The organism is Stenotrophomonas sp. K-6 (assembly GCF_056861555.1).
Genome location: NZ_JBSPUC010000001.1, coordinates 298,232 through 321,566 on the forward strand (window position 1 = coordinate 298,232; position 23,335 = coordinate 321,566).

Below are 23,335 nucleotides of genomic sequence, written 5' to 3' on the forward strand. Positions count from 1 at the left end.
ATTGCGGATTCTGCCCTGCAAGGGTCAAGCCAGCGACGCCCGACCGGCGCGGCGATACAAAAAAGGCCCCGCAATGCGGGGCCTTTTCCTGTCCGGAGGACGCGCCGGTCAGCGCTTCATCGAACCGAAGAACTCGTCGTTGGACTTGGTGTTCTTCATCTTGTCGAGCAGGAACTCCATCGCAGCCATTTCATCCATCGGATGCAGCAGCTTGCGCAGGATCCAGATCTTCTGCAGCAGTTCCGGTTCGATCAGCAGATCTTCGCGGCGGGTACCGGAGCGGTTGATGTCGATCGCCGGGAACACGCGCTTTTCAGAGATGCGACGGCTCAGGTGCACTTCGCTGTTGCCGGTGCCCTTGAACTCTTCGTAGATCACCTCGTCCATCTTGCTGCCGGTATCGACCAGTGCGGTAGCGATGATGGTCAGGCTGCCGCCTTCCTCCACGTTACGCGCAGCGCCGAAGAAGCGCTTCGGGCGGTGCAGGGCGTTGGCATCCACACCACCGGTCAGCACCTTGCCGGAGCTCGGCACGACGTTGTTGTAGGCACGTGCCAAGCGGGTGATCGAGTCGAGCAGGATCACCACGTCCTTCTTGTGCTCGACCAGGCGCTTGGCACGCTCGATCACCATTTCGGCGACCTGCACGTGACGGGCGGCCGGCTCGTCGAAGGTGGAGCTGATGACTTCGCCGCGCACGGTGCGCTGCATTTCCGTCACTTCTTCCGGGCGCTCATCGATCAGCAGCACGATCAGGTGCACGTCCGGATGATTGGTGGTGATCGCGGTGGCCACCTGCTGCATCATCATCGTCTTGCCGGCCTTGGGCTGGGAGACGATCAGCGAACGCTGACCCTTGCCCTGCGGTGCCATCAGATCGAGGATGCGGCCGGTGATGTCTTCGGACGAACCGTTGCCGCGTTCCAGGGTGAAGCGCTTGCGCGGGAACAGCGGGGTCAGGTTCTCGAACAGCACCTTGTTCTTGGACGCTTCCAGCGGCTCACCATTGATGGTGTCCACGATCGACAGCGCGAAGTAGCGCTCGCCGTCCTTCGGGAAGCGGATGCGGCCGGACAGATGATCGCCCGTACGCAGGTTGAAGCGGCGGATCTGGCTGGGCGAAATGTAGGTATCGTCCGGGCCGGCCAGGTAGCTGGCTTCGGCCGCGCGCAGGAAGCCAAAGCCGTCCGGCAGGATTTCCAGCACGCCGTCGGCGGCAACGCCGTCGCCATGACGGGTCAGCACCTTAAGCAGGGCGAAGATCACGTCCTGCTTGCGGGCACGGGCCACGCCTTCGGAGATCTGCAGCTGCTCGGCGATTTCCAGCAGCTTCTGTGCCGGCATGCGCTTGAGGTCACTCAGCGAATAGACCGGGAAGCCTTCGGGCACGTTGGCCTGCTGGCTGCGCACGAACGGCTGCTGTTCACCGTTGTCCTGCGGCATGCCGTCATCGTTGTAGCGATCGCCACCGCGGTTGCGGTCACGGCGATTGCGGAAACGGTCGCGGCGGTTGCCTTGGCCCTGACCCTGGCCTTGGCCTTGGTTCTGACCCTGACCCTGCTGGTACGGGTTCTGCCCGCCCTGCTGGTTCTGGTGACGGCCATTCTGGTTGCGCTGGCCACCGTCGCCGGTGTCCTGCTGACCACCGCCCTGCGAGGGCGATGCGTCGCCACCGGCAGAAGTTGCCGGTGCCGATGCCTGCGGGGCTGCCGAAGGAGCAGCAGCCGGCGCCGGCGCGTCAGACGCGGCAGCCAGAGGCAGAGCGGGTTGTGAGGGGGGAGAACCTGCGTCGGCAGCGGTGTTGGCGGCGGCCTTGGCGACGCGCGGCTTGCGCACGCGCTTCTCGGCGGGCGCGTCGGCGCTCCCGGGTTCGGAAGTAGTGATATCGGACAAGTGCTGGATTCCTCGCTAGAAGGTGCGAGCGCCCGGCAGGGCGGCGAACGTTGGGAAAGGATCTGGAAGGAAACGACGTCCAGAAGATGCGGCGCGCGAATGCGGCCGGATATGCCGACACTAACACCGGCTCGCGGCGGCGCGCAAGCCGGGTGGGGCAGGGTCATTCATGCGGGCGACGGGCCCGCGTGGCAGCCGGACGCGGCCGGCTGCCTGCTGCGATCAGGCCAGGGCCTTGTCGAGCATGCCGGCCAGCTGGGCCTTGCCGACGGCACCGATCTGCTGCGCCTGGACTTCGCCGTCCTTGAACACCAGCAGCATCGGGATCGAACGCACGTGGTACTTGGCGGCCAGGGCGCGGTTCTGGTCCACGTTGACCTTGGCGATCTTGGCGCGGCCGTTGTAGGCGTCGGCCAGCTCGTCCAGTGCCGGGGCGATCATCTTGCAGGGACCACACCATTCGGCCCAGAAATCGACCAGCACCGGTTCCTTGGAATTCAGCACTGCGCTATCAAAGTCGGCGTCGCCGACATGTACAACCTTGTCGCTCATCTTGGTTTCTCGTCTGGTAATGCACCCGGCAGGGCCGGAGGAAGTTGAACCTGGGCAACGCCAACCGGGCGTCACCCTCGTCTGGTGCCTCGTGGCCGCGAACGGCCAGCGGTGCGTTCGGCGGATGCCTGGACGCTCACGGGGCGAAGTGTACCGCTATCGCCGTGACCGGACAGACGCTGGTTGGAAAGAAGCATCCCGTGATCGTCCCCCTGTCCAAGCGGGGCGGTCACGTCAGATATGTGGCACCACCGACTTGGGTTCCAGTCCAACGGACGCGGCTGTTCAACCGGCGGCAGGGCCGGTGAACGCGGGGTCCAGGGGCCAAGCCGACGCCGGCAGGGCCACCCAGAGGCCCTGATGCCGGGAATTCTCAGAGGGTGGTGCGACCACCGGTCCCGGTTTGGGGCCGACATTGCGCTAAACTGGGGCATTGCGCGGCGCCCTGGACCCGAGTCCGGCCCCGCCAATCCCGGCGCAGGGGCCGTTTGCGACGGTGCCCCCCAAGATGATGCAAGCCACCCGCACCTCTGCCGGCTGGCCTTACCAAGACGGACTCATGAGCGACAAACCGCTGACCGATTTGACCTTCTCCTCCTTCGAGCTGCACCCGGCCCTGCAGGCCGGCCTTGAAGGAGCCGGATTCACCCGCTGCACGCCCATCCAGGCGCTGACCCTGCCGGTCGCGCTGCCCGGCGGCGACGTCGCCGGCCAGGCCCAGACGGGTACCGGCAAGACCCTGGCCTTCCTGGTCGCCGTGGTCAACCGCCTGCTGACCCGTCCGGCGCTGGCCGACCGCAAGCCGGAAGACCCGCGCGCGCTGATCCTGGCCCCGACCCGTGAGCTGGCCATCCAGATCCACAAGGACGCTGTGAAGTTCGGCTCCGACCTTGGCCTGCGCTTCGCGCTGGTCTACGGTGGCGTGGACTACGACAAGCAGCGCGAAATCCTGCAGCAGGGCGTGGACGTGATCATCGCCACCCCGGGCCGCCTGATCGACTACGTCAAGCAGCACAAGGTGGTCTCGCTGCACGCCTGCGAAATCTGCGTGCTCGACGAAGCCGACCGCATGTTCGATCTGGGCTTCATCAAGGACATCCGTTTCCTGCTGCGCCGCATGCCCGAGCGCACCACGCGCCAGACGCTGCTGTTCAGCGCCACGCTCAGCCATCGCGTGCTGGAGCTGGCCTACGAGCACATGAACGAGCCGCAGAAGCTGGTGGTGGAAAGCGAATCGATCACCGCCGCCCGCGTGCGCCAGCGCATCTACTTCCCGGCCGACGAAGAGAAGATCCCGCTGCTGCTGGGCCTGCTCTCGCGCAGCGAAGGCGCCCGCACCATGGTGTTCGTCAACACCAAGGTGTTTGTCGAACGCGTGGCGCGTTCGCTGGAAAAGGCCGGTTACCGCGTCGGCGTGTTGTCCGGCGATGTGCCGCAGAAGAAGCGTGAGAGCCTGCTCAACCGCTTCCAGAAGGGCCAGCTGGAAATCCTGGTGGCCACCGATGTCGCCGCCCGCGGCCTGCACATCGACGGTATCAAGTACGTCTACAACTACGATCTGCCGTTCGATGCGGAAGATTACGTGCACCGTATCGGCCGTACCGCGCGCCTGGGCGAAGAAGGCGATGCGATCAGCTTCGCGTGCGAGCGCTACGCGATGGGCCTGCCGGACATCGAGGCCTACATCGAGCAGAAGATTCCAGTCGAGCCGGTCACCAGCGAAATCCTGACCCCGATTCCGCGCGCGCCGCGTGCGCCGTCGCCGGAAGGCGAGGGTGATGCCGAGGGCGACGAGAACGAGAGCGTCGGCCAGATCTTCCGCGAAGCACGTGAAGCGCGTGCGGCCGAAGAACAGCGCCGTGGCGGTGGCAGCAGCAGCCGTGGCGGCAAGCCGGCCGGTGGCCGCGGCGAACGCCGTGCACCGGGTGAGCGCAGTGCCGATGGCAAACCGCGCCGCGAACGCAAGCCGCGCGTGGAAGGCGAGCAGCCGGTGGCTGCCGCCGCCGATGCCGTGGCCAAGCCGCAGCTCGCCCCGACCGCCGCCCCGTCTGCCGACGGCAGCCCGGCCGTGGAAGGTGAGCGCGCGCCGCGCAAGCGTCGTCGTCGTCGCCACGGCCGCCCGGTCGAAGGTGCCGAAGGCGCGGCAGCCACCGGCCCGGTGACCCCGGTGCAGGTGACGGCCAAGCCGATGCGCGGTACGCCGACCGCCGATCCGGGCGCGTCGTTCCTGACCCGCCTGGGCCGCAAGATCCGCCGGATGCTGTCCGGTTCGTAAGACCTGGCGGATGAGGTAGTGCCGGCCGCTGGCCGGCTCTACCGATCAGCCCCCATCAGGCTGCCGTTACCTACGCGCCACCCTCGTCCTGCATAATCAGGGGATGAGCGTCCTGCGTTTTGACAATGTCAGCAAACAATATGCCGGCGGCCACCAGGCACTGGTGGACGTCAGCTTCGATGTCGCCCCCGGAGAAATGCTGTTCGTCACCGGCCATTCCGGTGCGGGCAAGAGCACCCTGCTCAAGTTGATCCATCTGGACGAGCGGCCCAGCCGCGGCGCGGTGATCTTCGATGAGCGCAATCTGTTGAAGGTGCGCGGCGGCAGCATTCCGCGGCATCGACGCGAAGTCGGTGCGGTCTACCAGGACCACCGCCTGCTGATGGACCGCAGCATCGCCGAGAACGTCGCGCTGCCGTTGATCCTGCGCGGCACCCGCCGCAACGAGATCGGCAAGCGCGTGCGCTCGGTGCTCGAACGCATGGGCCTGGGCCATCGCGAAAAAGCCCTGCCTTCGCAGCTGTCGGCCGGTGAGCAGCAGCGCGTTGGCATTGCCCGTGCGATTGTCGGCGAGCCCAAGCTGCTGGTCGCCGATGAGCCGACCGGCAATCTCGACCCGACGTTGGCAGCGGAAATCATGGCCTTGTTCGCCGAGCTGCCCGACCGCGGCACCAGCGTGCTGGTGGTCAGCCACGATCTGCCCCTGCTGCGGCGCATGCGCAAGCGCGTGCTGATCCTGGACCACGGCCGCCTGGTCGATGACATCTCGCCGCAGGACCTGGCCGAATGAATACCCCGGTGACCAAAGAAACCGCCGCGCCATCGCGCCTGGGCGTGTGGCTGCACCACCACGGCCACAGCGTGGTCTTCAGCCTCGGCCGCGCGTGGCGCAAGCCGTGGGCGACCCTGCTGACCGTGATGGTCATGGCACTGGCGCTGGCCCTGCCGCTGGGCCTGTCGATCGCGCTGGACAACCTCAAGCACTTCGCCGGCAGCGTGCAGCAATCGCGCGACATCAACCTGTTCCTCAAGACCGATGCCGGTGCCGATGCGGCCGGCCAGGTCGCCGAGACCCTGCGCGGCCGCGCCGATGTGGCCAACGTCACCGTGCAGACACCCGAGCAGGGCTTGGCCGAGCTGCGCGAGAGCGCCGGGCTGGGCGAAGCGATCGATGCGCTGCATGACAACCCGCTGCCGACCCTGCTGATCGTGACGCCGGGCGAGGGCGCTGATGACACGCGCCTGGCACAGTCGCTGGAAGGCCTGCCGCAGGCCGATCTGGTGCAGCACGATGCGCTGTGGCGCAAGCGCCTGGATGGCTGGCTCGGATTCGGCACGCGCCTGGTGCAGGTGTTGTCGGTCCTGCTCGGCCTGGGGGCCGCGCTGGTGGTCGGCAATACCGTGCGGCTGGACATCCAGGCCCGCCGCGATGAGATCGGTGTGCTGCAGCTGCTCGGGGCCAGCGATGGGTTCATCCGCCGCCCGTTCCTGTACCTGGGCGCGTGGTACGGCCTGGGTGCCGGTGCCGTCGCGCTGGCGCTGATCGGCGCGGCCGGGCTGGCGTTGCGCCCGCCGCTGGCCGCGCTCTCGCAGAGTTACGGCAGCCCGTTCGTGCTGCACGGTCTGGATCTGCTGCATTCGTCGTTCGTGCTGCTCGGCACCGTCGTGCTGGGCTGGCTGGGCGCCTGGCTGGTGACAGGGCATTTCCTGCGCCAGACCCGTCCGACCGAAACCTGAGGCCCGCATGCGCCCGCAAGTCCTCAAGCACCTCGCCGACGACGCGCCGCGCGTGATGGTCGTCGATGGTTCCAAGCTGGTCCGCAAGCTGATTGCCGATGTGCTGCAACGCGAACTGCCGGCGGTGGAGGTGGTGGGCTGCGCGAGCATCGCCGAGGCGCGTGCGGCACTGGACGCCGGTCCGGTCAGCCTGGTCACCACTTCGCTCACCCTGAGCGACGGTGACGGGCTGGCACTGGCGCGCATCGTGCGCGACGCGGCGGGCCAGGCCTACGTGCCGGTGATCGTGGTGTCCGGCGATGCGCAGCAGCATCTGGAGCAGCGCCGCTTCACCGAGTACGTCACCGATTATTTCGACAAGGCGCTCGGCCACGAAGCACTGGCCACCTTCATTCGCGGCTACGTGCAACCGGAGACGATTCCGGGCGCGACGATCCTGTATGTCGAAGACAGTCGCGTCGTCGCCGAGGCGACCAAGCGCATGCTCGAACGGCAGGGCTTGAACGTGTTGCACGTGCTGACGGCTGAAGACGCCTTCGCCCTGCTCACTGCCGAGTCGCTTGGCCGCAGCAGCCATCGCATCGATCTGGTGCTTACCGATGTCACGCTCAAGGGCGAGCTCAGTGGCCGCGATGTGGTGCAGCGCGTGCGGGTGGACTTCGGCTACGGCAAGCGCCGCCTGCCGGTGCTGGTGATGACCGGTGACGGCAACCCGCACAATCAATCCGGCCTGCTGCAGGCCGGTGCCAATGATCTGGTGCAGAAGCCGATCGAAGAGCGGCTGCTCATCACCAAGGTGTTGTTCCAGCTGCGCCTGTCCCGCCTCAACGACAAACCTGTATTGCGATGAATGATGATGTAGTCCCCAGCATCCAGCTCGAACCGAGCTGGAAGGCGCGGATCGGCGATTACCTGCTGCGCCCGGAGATGCGTGAACTCTCTGCGTTCCTGCGACAGCGCAAAGCGGCCGGTGCGCAGGTGTTTCCGCCGGGCCCGCAGATCTTCGCCGCCTTTGATGCCACCCCCTTCGACCAGGTCAAGGTCGTCATCCTGGGCCAGGATCCGTATCACGGCTACGGCCAGGCGCATGGCCTGAGTTTCTCGGTGATGCCGGGCGTGCCGGTGCCGCCGTCGCTGCTGAACATCTACAAAGAGATCGAGGCCGATCTGGGCATTGCGCGTCCGGATCATGGGTGCCTGCAGCCGTGGGCACGTCGCGGCGTGCTGTTGCTCAATGCGGTGCTGACCGTGGAAGCGGGCAACGCCGGTGCGCACCAGCGGCGCGGCTGGGAAGGCTTCACCGACCACGTGGTGGATACCCTCAACCGCGGGCGCGAAGGCCTGGTGTTCCTGCTGTGGGGCAGCTATGCCCAGCAGAAGGGCAAGGTCATCGATACCGGCCGGCATCGCGTGCTCAAGGCGCCGCATCCCTCGCCGCTGTCGGCGCATCGTGGCTTCCTGGGCTGCCGGCATTTCTCGATGACCAACGAGTACCTGCAGCGCCGCGGCCACGGCAGCATCGACTGGTCGCTGCCACCGCGCGCCGCGCTGGATATGTCGGCCTGAGGAGTGCCGGTCGTGGCCTACACGACCAGCATCTCGATGATGGATTGCGCGACCTGCCGCTTACGCGGAGGCAGGCGCCGCAGCAGTGACAGCACGTTACCCTCCAGGTCATCGCGCACGTAGTCCTGCGCAGGCGTGCTCACGGTGACTTCTTCTCCGTTGGCCTTGCAGATCCCGCGCCCAGTGGCCAACCACTCGAAGCGGACACGCGTACTGATGGCGACATGTGCCAGGTGCGACACACTCGGGTGCGTGCCGCCGCGCCGTTCCCATTGCGCCACGGCACTGCGTTTGACGCCGGTTTGAACGGCCAACTGCGTCTGTGACATCCCTGCACTGGTGCGTGCTGCGCGAATTCGATCCGACATCGCCAACATGGCCTTCCCCTTTCTCGGTCCTTGAACGGTGGATGGTTATCGATACTTACCGGGCAGTGATTCTTTTCGTGCTCTGTACAGAATGACTTGCCGCCACTGTCGCCCTAGGCGCTCCACCGATAAACCGCGAGCCGACAGTAAAACTTCCCCCTGCATCTTATGTGGCCGGTTTGACGCTTTCCACCCGTCGACGTACTTAATCCCTCAAGCCGGCCATGACGCGCCGGGATATCCAAAACATCGGAAGCAGGCCGATGCCCTGTCGCTCATGGCCGGTACCCATCGGCCCGTGACAGATCGCTTACGCCAGGACGCAGGGGATGGCGGATGGATAAAGTTTCTGTTGTGAAGTTGGCGTTAGGGCGATTCAGTTTGATGGCCCGAACCCTGTTATTTGTGACGCTCATCGCATTAACTTCTGGTATTTATTCAGCGAATGCCCAATCGGCCTGCACTGCCGGTGCGTGCGTCAGCGCCGGGCCGCGGCTGGCCTCGATCGATTCCGCCCAGAGTCCGGTGCTCAATCTGCTGTTTGGCGCGTTGCTGCCCGGCACGTCCCTGAATCTCTCGGTGGCCGACTGGAACAACCTGGCCGGCGCAAACATCAATCTCAACGCGCTGCTGACCCAGCTCAACGGCGGCGTGGTGGTCAGTGATCCCAGCCAGGTGCTCAACACCAACATCACCCTGGGCCAGCTGCGTGCGGCCATGGTGCAGGTGCTGCAGGCCGACGGACAGACCGCGGCGGCCAACGTGCTTAACGCGCTCCCGCTGGGAGTGGCCGGCACCAGCGGCAGCATCCGCCTGGCCGACATCCTTCAGATCGCCCTGCCGACCGGTTCGCTGGCGACCGTGCGGTTGAACGTGCTGGATCTGCTCACCGGCAGCGTGCAGCTCTACAACTTCCGCAACGTGCTCACCACGCCCACGCCGATCACGGTGAACACCGCTGCGCTCGGGCTCAACGGCGTGGCCAACGTGCGCCTGTGGGCGCAGGTGATCGAGCCACCCGTCTACAACTGCGGCGCGGTCGGTGCGGCGTTCCACAGCGCGGCGATCCGCATCAAGCTGGATCTGGATCTGGTGCAGGGATTGAACATCGGCACGCTCAGCGCGGCGCTCAGTGGCCTCAATCTACTGGGTGTCACACTCTCCAACACGAGTGTCAGTGCTGATGTGCTGCACCTGCAGGTGTATGCCGATGTCGCCCGCGCGGAAGGCACGATCTCGGCCATCAACCTGGTGGGCAACGCGGTCACCCTGCAGGCCCGCCCCGGCCTGGTGAACCTGTATGTCGGCCAGATCAGCGACGCCACGTTCTTCAACCGCAGCACGGTGCTCACCGATACCGCGCTGACGGCCGCCACGTTGACCTCGCTCAGCGTGCGGGTGCGTGTGTCGGCCAACGTGCTGGGTCTGCTCACGCCGATTGCCGATATCACCATCCCGCTGACGGTCAGCATCCGCAGTTTCGCCACGGCCACGCCGGGGCTGCAGAGCGCCAGCTTCACCGGGCCCTATCCACAGACACGCACGTTGAGCGCCGGTACGGTCAGTGCGGCGACCATGGTGTCCACGCTGGTCAATTCGCTCAGCATCCAGGTCACCAGTGGCAACCCTACGGTCACGCTGCTGGGCGGCGTCGCCTTGCCGTTGCCGGTAGCAGACCTGGTCAACGGGATCGTCAACACGCTGCTTACTCCGATCCGCACGCAGGTCAATGCGCTGGTCACGCCCGTGCTGACCGCGCTGCTGGGCGGGCTGGTCGACAATCTGCTGGCGCTGCTCGGCATCCGCATCGGCCAGGCGGTCTTCACCGTCGAAGGCATCACCCAGGCGTGCGCGGCGACACTGCAGCTGGTCAAGGACCTGCAACCGACCAGCGATACCGGGCGCTTCAATCTGTCCATCACCTACAACGGCAGCACCGTCGGCTCGGCGAGCAACGTGGGCAACAACGGCGCCACCGCGGCGGTGATCACCGTGCCCGGTGGCAGCTACGCGCTGGCTGAAGCCGCCGCGGCCGGCACCACGCTCACCCGCTACGCCAGCACCTGGCAGTGCACCGACCAGAACAACACCGTGGTGTCCTCCGGCACCGGTGGCAGCTTCACGCTGCAGGCGCCGGCGCTGACCGCCACGGCGGTGACCCTGGTCTGCCGGATCACCAATCGAACACGACAGGCCGATCTGTCCATCACCAAGACCGATGGCAGCGGCAGCTACACGCCAGGCGGTACCGCGACCTACACGCTGCTGGTTCGCAATGACGGTCCCGATGCCGTGACCAACGCCGTGGTCAACGACAGCCTGCCCAACGGCACCACGCTGCGTGGCGCCTGGACCTGCAGTGCCACCAGTGGCAGCACCTGTGCTGCGGCGAGCGGCGGTGCCGTGGGTGGCAACGCCGTGAATGTCGGGGTGAGTCTCATCAATGGGGGGCAGGCCACGATCAGCGTACCGGTCAGTTTCAGCAGCAGTCCCGGCGCGTACTAGCGCCGGGAGCAGCATCGCGTGCAGCGCAGGGATCGCCCTGCGCCGGGATGGACAGGACCACCACAGCCGAACGGACCGACCAGGGCCGTTGGCCGCTTTCGAGGATGAACGCATGGCAGCTACCGGCACGCATCGCAGGGCACGCTTGGCTTCGGCCGGCATCGCGCATGCGGTGGCCCTGTTGGCGTTGCTGCTGCCACTGCCGCTGCTGGCGCAGAGTTACCCCAATCCGCTCAACAACACCGCCACGATCACCGCGCCGACCGACGTGGCCGATCCGACGCCCGGCAACAACAGTGCTACCGACACCAATGCGCTGGCACTGCAGGCACAGCTGAGCGTGACCAAGACGCTGCTCAGCGCCACGCCGGTGGCCGCGGGCGGTGCGGTGCAGTACCGCATCCAGGTCAGCAACGCAGGCCCGTCGGTGGCCTCGGCCGTGGCCGTTGTCGACAACGTCTCGCCGTTGCTGACCAATGTCGCCTGGACCTGCCAGGGCAGTACTGGTGCGTCCGCGTGCGCGCAGGCCAGTGGCACCGGCAATGCGATCAATGTGCAGGTCAACGTCGCCGTGGGCGACAGCGTGGTGCTGCTGGTCAACGGGACCGCACCCACCAGCACCCCGGCCACGGTGCCGGCCAACACGGTCTCTCTGCTGCTGCCCGCTGGCACTACCGATCCGACCCCGGGGGACAACAGCGCCACCACGCCGGCGATTCCGGTGCAGCCCAATGCACTGGTAGCCAACAACGATACCTTCGCCGCCGCGATCTCCTCGGCCACCGGTGGCAGCACGCCCACGGTGCTGGTCAACGACACCCTCAACGGCGCGCCGGTGAATGGCGCCAATCTGATCATTGCGCTGCAGAGCGCACCTGCGGGTTTCACCATCAACAGCGCGGGCGTGATCACGGTGCCTGCCGGTGCGGCCGCAGGCGCGACCACGTTGACGTACCAGATCTGTGAAAACGCCTCGCCGACCAACTGCGCCAACGCCACGGCCAGCCTGATCATCAGCCCGACTGCCGTCAATGACAGCTTCAACGCTACCGGTGGCTCGCCGTCGTTCAGCGGCAGCGTGGCCAGCAACGACAATGCGCCGGCTGGTGCAACCTTCAGCGCGATCGGCACGCCGCCGGCCGGCCTCACCATCAACAGCAACGGCACCTTCACCTACGCGCCGGCCGGTGGCATCGCTGCCGCCACCTCATTCCAATACCAGGTCTGTCTGCCAGCACCGAATGGCAGCGTGTGCGCCACCGCGACCGCGTCGATCGTGGTCAATGCCAATGCGCTGGTGGCCACCGATGACACCTTCACCACACCCCTGCCGTCCGGTGCGGGTGGGCTCACCCCGAGCGTGCTGACCAATGACACCTTCAACGGTGGCGCGGTGCCGCAGGCCCAGGTGACGATGAGCCTGGTGGGTGCGCCGGCGGGGTTTGCCATCACCGGCAACGGGACCATCCAGGTGCCCGCTGCTGCGGCGGCCGGCCCGTTGGCCCTGACCTACCGCTTCTGCGAAAACGCGCTGCCGGCCAACTGTGCAACGGCCACGGCCAACCTGGTGGTCAGTCCCGACGCGGCCAACGACACGGTGACCACGCCCGGTGGCGGACAACCGGCAACCGGCAGCCTGGCCGGCAACGACAACATCGCAAGCGGTTCGGCTTACACGCTGGGCACCGCGCCCACCCGTGGCACTGCGGTGGTCAATGCCGACGGCACCTTCAGCTATACCCCGACCAACGCCAACACCGGACCGGATTCCTTCACCTACCAGGTGTGCTTGCCGGCGCCGAACATCGGCGTGTGCGATACCGCGACGGTCAGCGTGAACGTGCAGGCCAACCAGATCGCCGCGGTCAACGACGTCTTCGCCACGCCGTTGCAACCGGGGACCACCACCACGATCAGCCTGCTTGGCAACGACTCCCTCAACGGTGTGGCAGTGGTGCCCGGCGCGGTGACGTTGACGCTCACCGGCGCCCCGACCAACGTCACCGTCAACGCCGCAGGGCAGGTGGTCGTCCCGGCAGATGCGGTGGCTGGCGGGGTGAGCTTCAGTTACCAGATCTGCGAACTGGCCTCACCGACCAACTGCGCGACGGCCACCGTGCAGTTGGTGGTGGCTCCCGACGCGGTGGATGACAGCTTCGCGGCAACAGCCGGCATCCTGCTGACGGGCACTGTCGTCGGCAATGACAACGCACCGGCCGGCGCGCAGTACAGCCTGCTCGCGGTTGCCGCACACGGCACGGTCGTTCTCGTTGCCGATGGCAGCTTCAGCTACACCGCGCAGCCGGCGTACAGCGGCCCGGACAGCTTCCGTTACCAGGTGTGCCTGCCGTCGCCGGACGGCAACGTGTGCGATACCGCCACCGTGACCCTCAATGTCAGTGCCGCCACGATCATTGCCAACAACGATGACTTCAGTGCCGCGCCGCTGACCAGTGCCGGTGGGATTACCGCCAGCGTGCTGAGCAACGACACCCTCAACGGTGTCGCCATTGCTCCCGCGCAGGCCACGCTGTCGTTGATCAATGCGCCTCCGGCGGGTTACACCCTCGACGCCACCGGTCAGCTGCAGGTACCGGCCGGCGCTCCGGCGGGTCCGGTCAGCCTGACGTATCAGCTGTGCCAGGCGGGCACCAGCAATTGCACGACCGCCACCATCGCGGTGGTGATCGCGCCGGATGCCGTGGCCGATGCGTACACCACCCAGGTGGCCACCCCGCTCAGCGGCAACGTGTCGGTGAACGACAACACGGCCGTGGGCACCACCTTTGCCGTGAACGGTGCATCCCCAGCCGGCCTGGCCTTCAATGCGGATGGCAGCTTCACCTACAGCCCGCCCGCGCAGTACACCGGCACCACCACGTTCGTTTATCAGGCGTGCCTGGCCGCGCCACTGGCAGGCGTGTGCGATACCGCCACGGTGACCCTCAACGTCAATGCGGGGACGCTGGTCGCCAACGACGATGATTTCCGTAGTGCGATCCTCAACCCCGCCGTGGGCGGCACCACCAACAGCGTGCTGGCCAACGACACCATCAATGGTGCGGTTCCGCCGGCACCGGCCCAGGTGATCCTCAGCCTGGTCGGCGCACCGGCCGGGTACGTGCTCAACAGCAACGGCACGATTTCCGTGCCCGGCGGTGCGGCAGCCGGTGCGGTCGATTTCACGTACCAGCTCTGCGAAGCGGCGCTGCCAGGCAACTGCACCACGGCCGCAGTACGCCTGCTGCTGGCGCCGGTGGCGGTCAATGACACCTTCAGCACGCCGGTGGGCGTGGCGCTGACCGGCAGCGTGGCCGGCAATGACAACGTGCCGGCGAACACCAGCTTCAGCCTCAGCGGCACGCCGCCGACCGGGGTGGTGTTCAACCCGAACGGCGGCTTCACCTATTTCCCGCCGGCGGGGACCCAGGGTGCGGTCACCTTCGCTTACCAGGCCTGTCTGCCTGCACCGGATGCCGGGGTATGCGCGGGTGCGACCGTCACGATCAACGTCAACGCGGGCACGCTGGTCGCCAACGATGATGATTTCCGGACGGCGCCGATCAATCCCGATCTCGGCGGCGGCACCGCGTCCGTTCTGACCAATGACAGCCTCAACGGCACCGTGCCGCCTGCTTCGGCGGACGTGCTGCTGACCCTGGTGGGCGCACCGGCCGGCTATACGCTGGCCGCGGATGGCACGTTGACGATCAGCAGCGGTGTGCTGGCCGGCTCGGTCACGCTGGCCTACCAGCTGTGCGAAGCAGCGCTGCCAAGCAATTGCGATTCCGCGCAGATCCGGCTGCTGGTGGCCCCGTCCGCACTCGACGATGTGTTCTCCACGCCGGCCGGGCAGCTGTTGGCTGGCAATGTCGGCACCAACGACAACGCACCGGCGGGTGCGGTGTTCAGTCTGACCACCACGGCGCCGGCCGGGCTGCAGTTCGGCCCGGATGGCAGCTTCCAGTACACCCCGCCGAGCGGCTTCACCGGGCCGGTGACGTTCACCTACCAGGTGTGCCTGCCGGCGCCGGACGGTGCCCAGTGCAGCCCCGCGACGGCCACCATCAACGTCAATGCCGGCACGCTGTTGGCGCGTGACGATGACTTCAGCGCCACGCCGCTGGCGCCGGGCGGCACAACGGTCACCAGTGTGCTGGTCAACGATGCGCTCAATGGCACCACGCCGCCGGCGGCGGGCAGTGTGCTGCTCAGCCTGGTTGGCGCACCGGCGGGGTACGCCCTCGATGCCAACGGCCTGCTGCAGGTGCCCACCACCGCGGTCGGTGGCGCCACCGTGCTGACCTACCAGGTCTGCGAGGCCGCCCTGCCGAGCAACTGCGCCAGCGCTGCGATCCGCCTGGTGATCTTGCCCGCGGCGAGCAACGATGCCTTCTCCACACCGGCCGGACAGGCGCTCAACGGCAGCGTTGGCGACAACGACAACGTGCCACCGGATGCGTTGTTCACGGTGACCGGTACCGCCCCGGCGGGGCTGGTGCTCGGCGGCAACGGCAGCTTTACCTATACCCCGCCCGTCGGTACCACCGGCCCGGTCACGTTCACCTACCAGGTCTGCCTGCCCGCGCCCAACGGCGCGCTGTGTGCCACCGCAAGCGCCACCATCACCGTCAACGCCGGCACGCTGGCCGCCATCAACGATGATTTCAGTGCGACGCCGATCAACCCGATCACCGGCGGCGCCACCACATCGGTACTGGCCAACGACGCGCTCAACGGCAGCACGCCGCCTGCGATGGCCGACGTGCTGCTGTCGCTGCAGGGCGCCCCGGCCGGGGTGGCCATCACCGCCGAAGGCGCGGTGACCGTGGCACCCGGCACGGCGGCCGGGGTCAGGAATGTGACCTATCAGCTGTGCGAGGCGGCCGCGCCGGCCAACTGCGCCGTCGCGACGGTCCGCCTGGTGATCGCGCCGTCTGCGGTGGACGATGCGCTTTCCACGCCGGTAGGTCAGGCGTTGAACAGTTCGGTCGCTACCAACGACAACGCCCCGGTCGGTGCGCTGTTCACGGTGGTCGGCACCGCGCCGGCTGGTGTCGTGCTCGGCCCCGATGGCAGCGTTGCCTACACCCCGCCGGTGAACTTCAGCGGCGCGGTGAGCTTCACCTACCAGGTGTGCCTGCCCGCACCGGATGCATCCGTGTGCGCCACTGCCACCACCACGCTCAACGTCAACAGCGGCACCCTGGTGGCGGTCGATGACGGCTTCACGACACCGGTGGCGCCGGGCGCGCCATCGCCGAGCGTCCTCATCAACGACACGCTCAACGGCAACACGCCGCTGGCGACCGAGGTGGTGCTCTCGCTGGTGGGCGCGCCGACCGGGTTCAGTATCGCCGCCGATGGCACGATCAGCGTGGCTACCGGCACTGCCGCAGGCGCCACGACGCTCACCTACCAGCTGTGCGAAGCCGCCGCGTCATCCAACTGTGACACCGCCAGCATCGCACTGGTGGTCGCGCCTGCACCTGCCGATGATGTGTTCGCCGTGCAGGCGGGGCAGACGCTCAGTGGCACGGTGTCGGGCAACGACAACATGCCGATCGGGTCGCTGTACACCGTGCCCGGCGTCGTGCCGGCCGGGGTGACCTTCAACGCCGACGGCAGCTTCACCTACGCGCCGCCGGCCGGCACCACCAGCCCGGCCAGCTTCGTTTACCAGGCCTGCCTGCCGGCCCCGAACGCGGCCATCTGCGGCAGCGCCACGGTCACGCTCAACATCAACAACGGGGCGCTGGTCGCCAGCGATGACAGCTTCGGTGCGATCACCCCAGGCGGCACCACGCCCAGCGTGTTGAACAACGATGCGCTCAACGGTGTCAGCCCGGCGCCCGCCGCACGTGTGTCGCTGAGTCTGGTCGGCGCGCCCAGTGGGTTCTCGATCAATCCCAGCGGCACGGTTTCGGTAGCGGGCAACGCGCCCACCGGCGCGATCACGCTCAGCTACCAGATCTGCGAAACCGCGGCCGCCAACAACTGCGCCAACGCGAACATCACCCTGGTTGTTCGACCGGCCCCGGTGGATGACACGATTGCGGTGCAGGGCGGCCAGGCCAACACCGGCAACGTCTCCGGCAACGACAACATGCCGGCCGGCTCCATCTGGAGCGTGGCGGCGCCGCCGCAGGGCCTGGTGTTCAACAGCAACGGCAGCTTCACCTATACGCCGCCGGCCGGCACCGTCGGTCCGGTCACGTTCGCCTACCAGACCTGCCTGCCGGCCCCCGACGCGGCGATCTGCGGCACGGCGACCGCTACGCTGACCATCGCCGTCAACGCGGTGGTCGCCAACGACGACACCTTCGTCGCGCCGGTCAGTGGCGGCTCGGCCGCGCCGAGCGTACTGACCAACGACTCGCTCAACGGTGTGAGTCCGCCGGCCGCTGCATCGGTGCAGTTGCTGCTGGTCGGTGCACCGGCCGGCTTCGTGATCAACAACGATGGCACCGTGCAGATTCCTGCCGCGGCTACTGCCGGCTCCACCGTGCTCACCTATCAGCTGTGCGAAGCGGCATCGCCGACCAATTGCGCCACCGCTGCGATCCGCTTCGTGATCGCGCCTGCGCCGCAGAACGATGCCTTCTCCGTGCAGGCCGGTGGGTCGCTCACCAATGGCAGCGTTGCCGCCAACGACAGCATGCCGGCCGGGTCGACCTGGGCGGTGCAGGGCACCCCGCCCGCCGGGCTGGTGTTCAACGCCGATGGCAGCTTCAGCTACACACCGCCGGCCGGCACCGCCGGGGCGGTGACCTTCACCTATCAGACCTGTCTGCCGGCGCCGAACGGTGGTGTGTGTGGCACGGCGACCACGACGCTCAACGTCAACCTCGGTACGCTGGCGGCGGCGGACGACCGCTTCGTCGATATCGCGCCAGGTACGGCCACCCCCAGCGTGCTTGGCAACGATGCGCTCAACGGCGTCAGCCCGCCGGCCCCGGCCAGCGTACAGCTGAGCCTGGTCGGTGCGCCGGCCGGTTACAGCATCGCCGCCGATGGCACGATCAGTGTGCCGACGGGCGTGGTTGCCGGCGCGTCTACGCTGACCTATCAGATCTGCGAAACCGCCGCGCCGTCCAACTGCGATACCGCGACCGTCGCGCTGGTGATCCGCCCGGCAGCGCAGAACGATGCGTATGCGGTGCAGGTCGGCGGCACGATCAGCAACGGCAACGTGGCAGCGAATGACGCCATGCCCGCAGGGTCGACCTGGGCCGTGCAGGGGACCGTACCGGCCGGGCTGCTCTTCAATGCCGATGGCACCTTCACGTATACCCCGGTGGGCGGTACCACGGGTCCGGTCACCTTCCTCTACCAAACCTGTTTGCCCGCACCGGATGCAACGCTGTGCGCGACCGCCACCGTCACGCTCAACGTCAATGCGGGCACGCTGGTCGCGGTCGATGACACGATCAGCGGCGTTGCCGCCGGGGCCACCTCGGCGGCCAGCGTGCTGGCCAATGACACGCTCAACGGCACCACCCCGCCGTCGTCGGCCGATGTGGTGCTCAGCCTGGTGGGTGCACCGGCCGGCTTCAGCATCACGCCGGCCGGCACGATCAGCGTGGCCAGTGGTGTGATCTCGGGTCCAACGACGCTCACCTACCAGATCTGCGAAGCCGCAGCGCCAACCAATTGCGCTACCGCCAGCGTCACCGTGGTGGTGACACCGCAGCCGCAGAACGATGCCTTCAGCGTGCAGCTGGGGCAGACGTTGAACGGCAGTGTCGCAACCAACGACAGCCTGCCCGGCGGCGCGACCTTCACGGTGCAGGGCACGGCGCCAGCAGGGCTGGCGTTCGCGCCGGACGGTGCATTCACCTACACCCCGCCGAGCGGCACGACCGGGCCGGTCACGTTCACCTATCAGGCCTGCCTGCCGAACCCGAACACGGCCCTGTGCGGCACCGCTGCGGCCACGCTCAACATCACCACCGGTACGCTGCTTGCCGGTAACGACACGCTCAGCGGCGTCGCCCCCGGGACCACCTCGGCGGCCAGCGTGCTGGCCAACGACAGCCTTAACGGTGTCTCCCCGCCGGCCGCCGCCAGCGTGGTGCTGAGCCTGGTCGGCGCGCCCGCCGGTTTCGCGATCACACCCAGCGGCACGATCAGCGTTGCGACCGGCACCATGGCCGGCCCGACTACGCTGACCTATCAGATCTGCGAAGCCGCCGCGCCGGGCAACTGCGCCACCGCCACGGTGACGGTGATCGTCAGCCCGGCACCGCAGAACGACGCGTTCTCCGTGCAGGCCGGGCAGTCGCTGAGCAACAGTGTGGCGACCAACGACAGCTTGCCGCCGGGGTCCAACTGGGCCGTCCAGGGCATGCCGCCGGCAGGGCTCGCGTTCAACCAGGACGGCAGCTTCACCTATACGCCACCGAGCGGCACGCCCAGCCCGGTGACCTTCATCTACCGCGCCTGCCTGCCGGCGCCCAACAACAGCCTGTGCAGCACGGCCACGGTCACCCTCAACATCAACAACGGCACGCTCACCGCGGGCGATGACACGCTCACCGGCGTGGTGCCGGGAGCGACCACGGGCGGCAGCGTGCTGGACAACGACAGCCTCAACGGCGTCTCGCCACCGTTGCCTGCCGATGTGGTGTTGAGCCTGGTTGGCGCACCGGGCGGATTCACCCTCAATCTCGATGGCACGATCAGTGTCGGTAGCGGTGTGATGTCCGGGTCTACCAACATCACCTATCAGATCTGCGAAGCGGCCGCGCCAGCCAACTGCGCTACCGCCAGTGTCACGGTGGTGGTTACGCCCGCACCGCAGAACGATGCCTTCGCCGTGCAGGCCGGGCAGACGCTGAGCAATACGGTCGCGATCAATGACGGCACACCGCCTGGCGCGCTGTTCAGCCTGCAGGGCACGCCGCCGGCGGGCCTGGTCTTCGCGCCCGATGGCACGTTCACCTATACCCCGGCCAGCGGTGTGATCGGTCCGGTCAGCCTCACCTACCAGGTGTGCCTGCCCGCGCCGAACAGCAGCCTGTGCGGCACTGCGATCGTCACCTTCAACGTCAACAACGGTCTGCTGGTGGCCGGCGATGACACGCTCACCGGCGTGGCGCCGGGCAGCACGTCCAGCGGCAGCGTGTTGAGCAACGACAGTCTCAACGGTGTTTCACCGCCCGCACCGGCGGACGTGGTGTTGAGCCTGGTCGGTGCACCGGCCGGCTTCGGCATCACCGCGGCGGGTACCATCACGGTGGCCAGCGGCACCACGTCCGGTGTCACCACGATCACGTATCAGATCTGCGAAGCAGCGGCCCCGGCCAACTGCGATACCGCCAGCGTGACCGTCGTGGTCAGCCCCGCCCCGCAGAACGACGCGTTCTCGGTCCAGGTCGGGCAGACGCTCAGCAACACCGTGGCCGGCAACGACGCCATGCCGCCGGGTGCCGTCTATACGGTGCAGGGCGCGTCGCCGGCGGGCCTGACCCTGGTCGCCAATGGTGGCTTCACCTATACGCCTCCGGCGGGCACGGTCAGCCCGGTCAGCTTCAGCTATCAGACCTGCCTGCCGGCGCCGTATGCCACGCTCTGTGGCATCGCCTCGGTCACCATCAACATCAACAACGGCACCCTGGTGGCCGGTGATGACGTGCTCACCAATGTTGTCCCGGGCACCTCGTCATCGCTCAGCGTGCTCGACAACGATCAGCTCAACGGTGTCAGCCCGCCGCCGGGCAGCGCGGTGCAGCTCAGCCTGATCGGTGCACCGGCCGGCTTCAGCATCCATCCGGATGGCACGATCGCGGTGGCCGTTGGCGCCCTCTCCGGTGCCAGCACGATCACCTACCAGATCTGCGAGGCCGCCGCGCCGACGAACTGCACGACCGCCACGGTCATCGTGGCCGTTACACCGGTCCCGCAGAACGACAGCTTCACCGTGCCTGCCGGTGTGCCGCTCTCGGGCAATGTCAGCCTCAATGACAACGTCGCGCCTGGTGCGGTGTACACCCTGACCAGCGGTGCCCTGCCGGGCCTGGTGTTCAACGCCGATGGCACGTTCACCTACACCGCGCCGGCAGGCGTCACCGGTCCACAGAGCGTTACCTACCGCGTCTGTCTGGCCGCGCCCTACAGCACGCAGTGTGGGGATGCCACCGTGACGCTCACGCTGTCCGTCTCGGCCAACGTCGTGCTGGCGGTCAACGACGACTTTACCGGCACGCCGGTGGACCCGGCCGTGGGTGGCACCATCGCCCGCTCGGTACTGGAGAACGACAGCTTCAACAACGTCTCCCCGCCACCGGTCGGCAGCGTGGTCGCAAGCCTGACCGGCAGCACGCCCGGTTACACGATGAACAACCAGGGCCAGATCATGGTCGCGGCCGGTGTGCAGCCCGGCCAGGTGCAGCTGGCGTACCAGCTGTGCGAGAACGGCGTGCCGACCAACTGCACCACGGCGATCGCCACCGTGCTGGTACAAGGCCCGGTCGGTGCCCTGCTGGCGGTGGATGACAGTGGTGGTCCGGTCGGCCCCACCGGCAGCGTGCGACTGTTCAACGTGTTCACCAATGACACCTTCAACACCGCATCGCTGGATCCCACCCAGGTGAGTTTCGCGCCGGTGAGCACCAATGCACTGAGCTTCAGCGCCGACGGTTGGGTGGACGTCGCGGCAGGGCTGGCCCCGGGCAGCTACAGCACGACCTATACGATCTGCCTGATCAACCAGCCCACCGTCTGCGACACCGGCAACGTGACCGTCACCGTCATCGCGGGTGAGCCGGGCGTGGATGCCAAGGATGATCGCGTTGAGATCCCGCAGGACGGCGTGATCGAAATCGAGGTGCTGGGCAACGATCGCGTCAACGGCACGCCGATCGATCCGGACACGGTCAGCGTGACCATCACCGCAGCGCCGCCGTACGGCACCGCGACGGTAATGCCGCGTGCCCGCATCCGCTTCGCTGCACTGGCCAACTTCTCCGGTCAGCAGAGCTTCGACTATCAGGTCTGCGACGTGGCTGATCCGGCGATGTGTGCCGGTGCGACGGTCACAGTCATGGTCGACCCGAACGTACTCATCCTGGCCGATGACGCCATGACCGCCGACACCGCCGGGCCGCAGGTGATCGATGTACTGGCCAATGACAACGCCCGCACCGCACCGCTGGATCCGGCCTCGCTGCAGGTCGCGGTGGCACCGGCGCACGGCACCGTGCAGTGCGCCAACGCTCTGTGCACGTACACGCCAGCGGCCAACTTCGCCGGTACCGACAGCTTCCGCTACCGGGTCTGCGATGTATCCATCCCGACCCCGATGTGCGCCGAGGCCAATGTCGCGGTGACGGTGGCGGGCCAGCAGGCCGTGCTGCGCCTGACCAAGGTGGCCGCAAAGCGCAGCGCGCAGATCGGTGACCTGGTGCGCTACACCGTCACCATCGACAACGTCGGCGAGGTGGATGCCAACGGCGCCACCCTGCTGGATACGTTGCCGCCGGGCTTCACGTTCGTGCGCGGTGGCTTCGCGGTGATCGATGCCGATAACGACGCGCGTACCAGCGGCGTGCAGCCGCTGCGCATCGATGGCATCGACGTGGCCGCCGGTGAGCGGGCGACGGTGGTCTACTACCTGCGCGTCGGCGCGGGCACCGGCACCGGCGTGCATACCAACCGCATCACCGCCATCGATGGTGAGAACCGCACGATCGGCAACGTCGCCTCGGCCGAGGTGGACATCACCACCGATCCGCTTCTCGATGAGAGCCTGATCTTGGGCAGCGTGTTCGATGACCGCAACGGCAACGGCATCCAGGATGACGGTGAGCGTGGCGTCCCCGGCGTGCGCATCGCGGCGGTGGAAGGCCTGCTGATGGAAACCGATGCCTTCGGCCGCTACCACCTGGTTGGCATCCCCGGTGGGCAGGCACGCGGGCGCAACTTCATCCTCAAGGTGGATCCGTCCACGCTGCCGGCCGGTGTGCGCTTCACCACGCCCAATCCGCTGGTCCGCCGCATCACCCCCGGACTGCCCGCGCGCTTCGATTTCGGTGTGCGCATGCCCGACGGTGCGCTCAGCACGTCCGGTCCGACCGCGACCGCGACCGCGGCACCGCGCCCGGCGCGCATCGAACTGGGCGAGGCGCTGTTCGCGCCTGGCAGCGCACAGCTGGGTGCTGACCGCGCGCCGGTGATCGCCACTGCCGCACAGGCACTGGCGACCCGCGGTGGCGGGCGCCTGCAGCTCACGGCCCCCACCGGCCAGGATGCGCTGGCGCGGCAACGCGCGCAGGCCCTGCAGGCGGCGCTGCGGCCGCAGCTGTCGGCACCCGTCGCGGCGGCAACGACGGTCGAGGTGCTGGGCGCGGACAGCCGCGTGCTGCACCGGTTGCGCCTGGACGATTCCCCCGAGCCTGCCAGTCCCGGTCGCCCGACCGGGGAGGGGCGCTGACATGGA

Annotated in this window: 10 protein-coding genes; 7 read left to right on the top strand and 3 right to left on the bottom strand. The window is 67.5% G+C overall.

The features are described from left to right. Window positions 1–108: 108 nt before the first annotated feature. Window positions 109–1,893: a transcription termination factor Rho gene (gene rho, locus AC13F7_RS01350; RefSeq protein ID WP_482999003.1), complete on the bottom strand. Its 1,785-nt coding sequence runs from the start codon at window positions 1,891–1,893 to the stop codon at window positions 109–111. A 222-nt stretch (window positions 1,894–2,115) separates the two neighbouring features. Continuing rightward, the gene (gene trxA, locus AC13F7_RS01355) at window positions 2,116–2,445 is read right to left on the bottom strand and encodes a thioredoxin TrxA (protein ID WP_019183509.1); all 330 of its coding nucleotides are present in this window, start codon (window positions 2,443–2,445) and stop codon (window positions 2,116–2,118) included. A gap of 559 nt (window positions 2,446–3,004) precedes the next feature. On the opposite strand from trxA, the gene rhlB reads away from it, so the two are divergent. The 5 genes from rhlB (at window position 3,005) to ung (ending at window position 8,023) form a co-directional block, all read left to right on the top strand. Then, a complete protein-coding gene (rhlB, locus tag AC13F7_RS01360) occupies window positions 3,005–4,720 on the top strand; it encodes an ATP-dependent RNA helicase RhlB (protein WP_482999004.1) in 1,716 nt (571 codons plus the stop codon). Window positions 4,721–4,823: 103 nt separating this feature from the next. Continuing rightward, window positions 4,824–5,510: a cell division ATP-binding protein FtsE gene (ftsE, locus tag AC13F7_RS01365; protein ID WP_481467157.1), complete on the top strand. Its 687-nt coding sequence runs from the start codon at window positions 4,824–4,826 to the stop codon at window positions 5,508–5,510. Further along, complete coding sequence (gene ftsX / locus AC13F7_RS01370; protein ID WP_284128704.1) at window positions 5,507–6,457, top strand: permease-like cell division protein FtsX; 951 nt, start codon at window positions 5,507–5,509, stop codon at window positions 6,455–6,457. Before ftsE ends, ftsX begins: the two co-directional genes overlap by 4 nt. A gap of 7 nt (window positions 6,458–6,464) precedes the next feature. Then, entirely contained in the window at window positions 6,465–7,307 is an 843-nt protein-coding gene (locus AC13F7_RS01375) for a response regulator (RefSeq protein ID WP_481467161.1), read from the top strand. Then, window positions 7,304–8,023, top strand: coding sequence for a uracil-DNA glycosylase (gene ung, locus AC13F7_RS01380; RefSeq protein ID WP_482999005.1), 720 nt, complete (start codon window positions 7,304–7,306; stop codon window positions 8,021–8,023). Before AC13F7_RS01375 ends, ung begins: the two co-directional genes overlap by 4 nt. 17 nt (window positions 8,024–8,040) lie before the next feature. Here ung and AC13F7_RS01385 read toward each other — a convergent pair whose 3' ends face one another. Then, the gene (locus tag AC13F7_RS01385; protein ID WP_482999006.1) at window positions 8,041–8,400 is read right to left on the bottom strand and encodes a helix-turn-helix domain-containing protein; all 360 of its coding nucleotides are present in this window, start codon (window positions 8,398–8,400) and stop codon (window positions 8,041–8,043) included. A gap of 516 nt (window positions 8,401–8,916) precedes the next feature. Between AC13F7_RS01385 and AC13F7_RS01390 the strand changes: the two genes are divergently transcribed. Continuing rightward, window positions 8,917–10,896 (top strand): hypothetical protein, encoded by a 1,980-nt coding sequence (locus AC13F7_RS01390; RefSeq protein WP_482999007.1) that lies wholly within the window; start codon window positions 8,917–8,919, stop codon window positions 10,894–10,896. A 112-nt stretch (window positions 10,897–11,008) separates the two neighbouring features. Continuing rightward, a complete protein-coding gene (locus AC13F7_RS01395) occupies window positions 11,009–23,329 on the top strand; it encodes an Ig-like domain-containing protein (protein ID WP_482999008.1) in 12,321 nt (4,106 codons plus the stop codon). Window positions 23,330–23,335 lie beyond the last annotated feature (6 nt).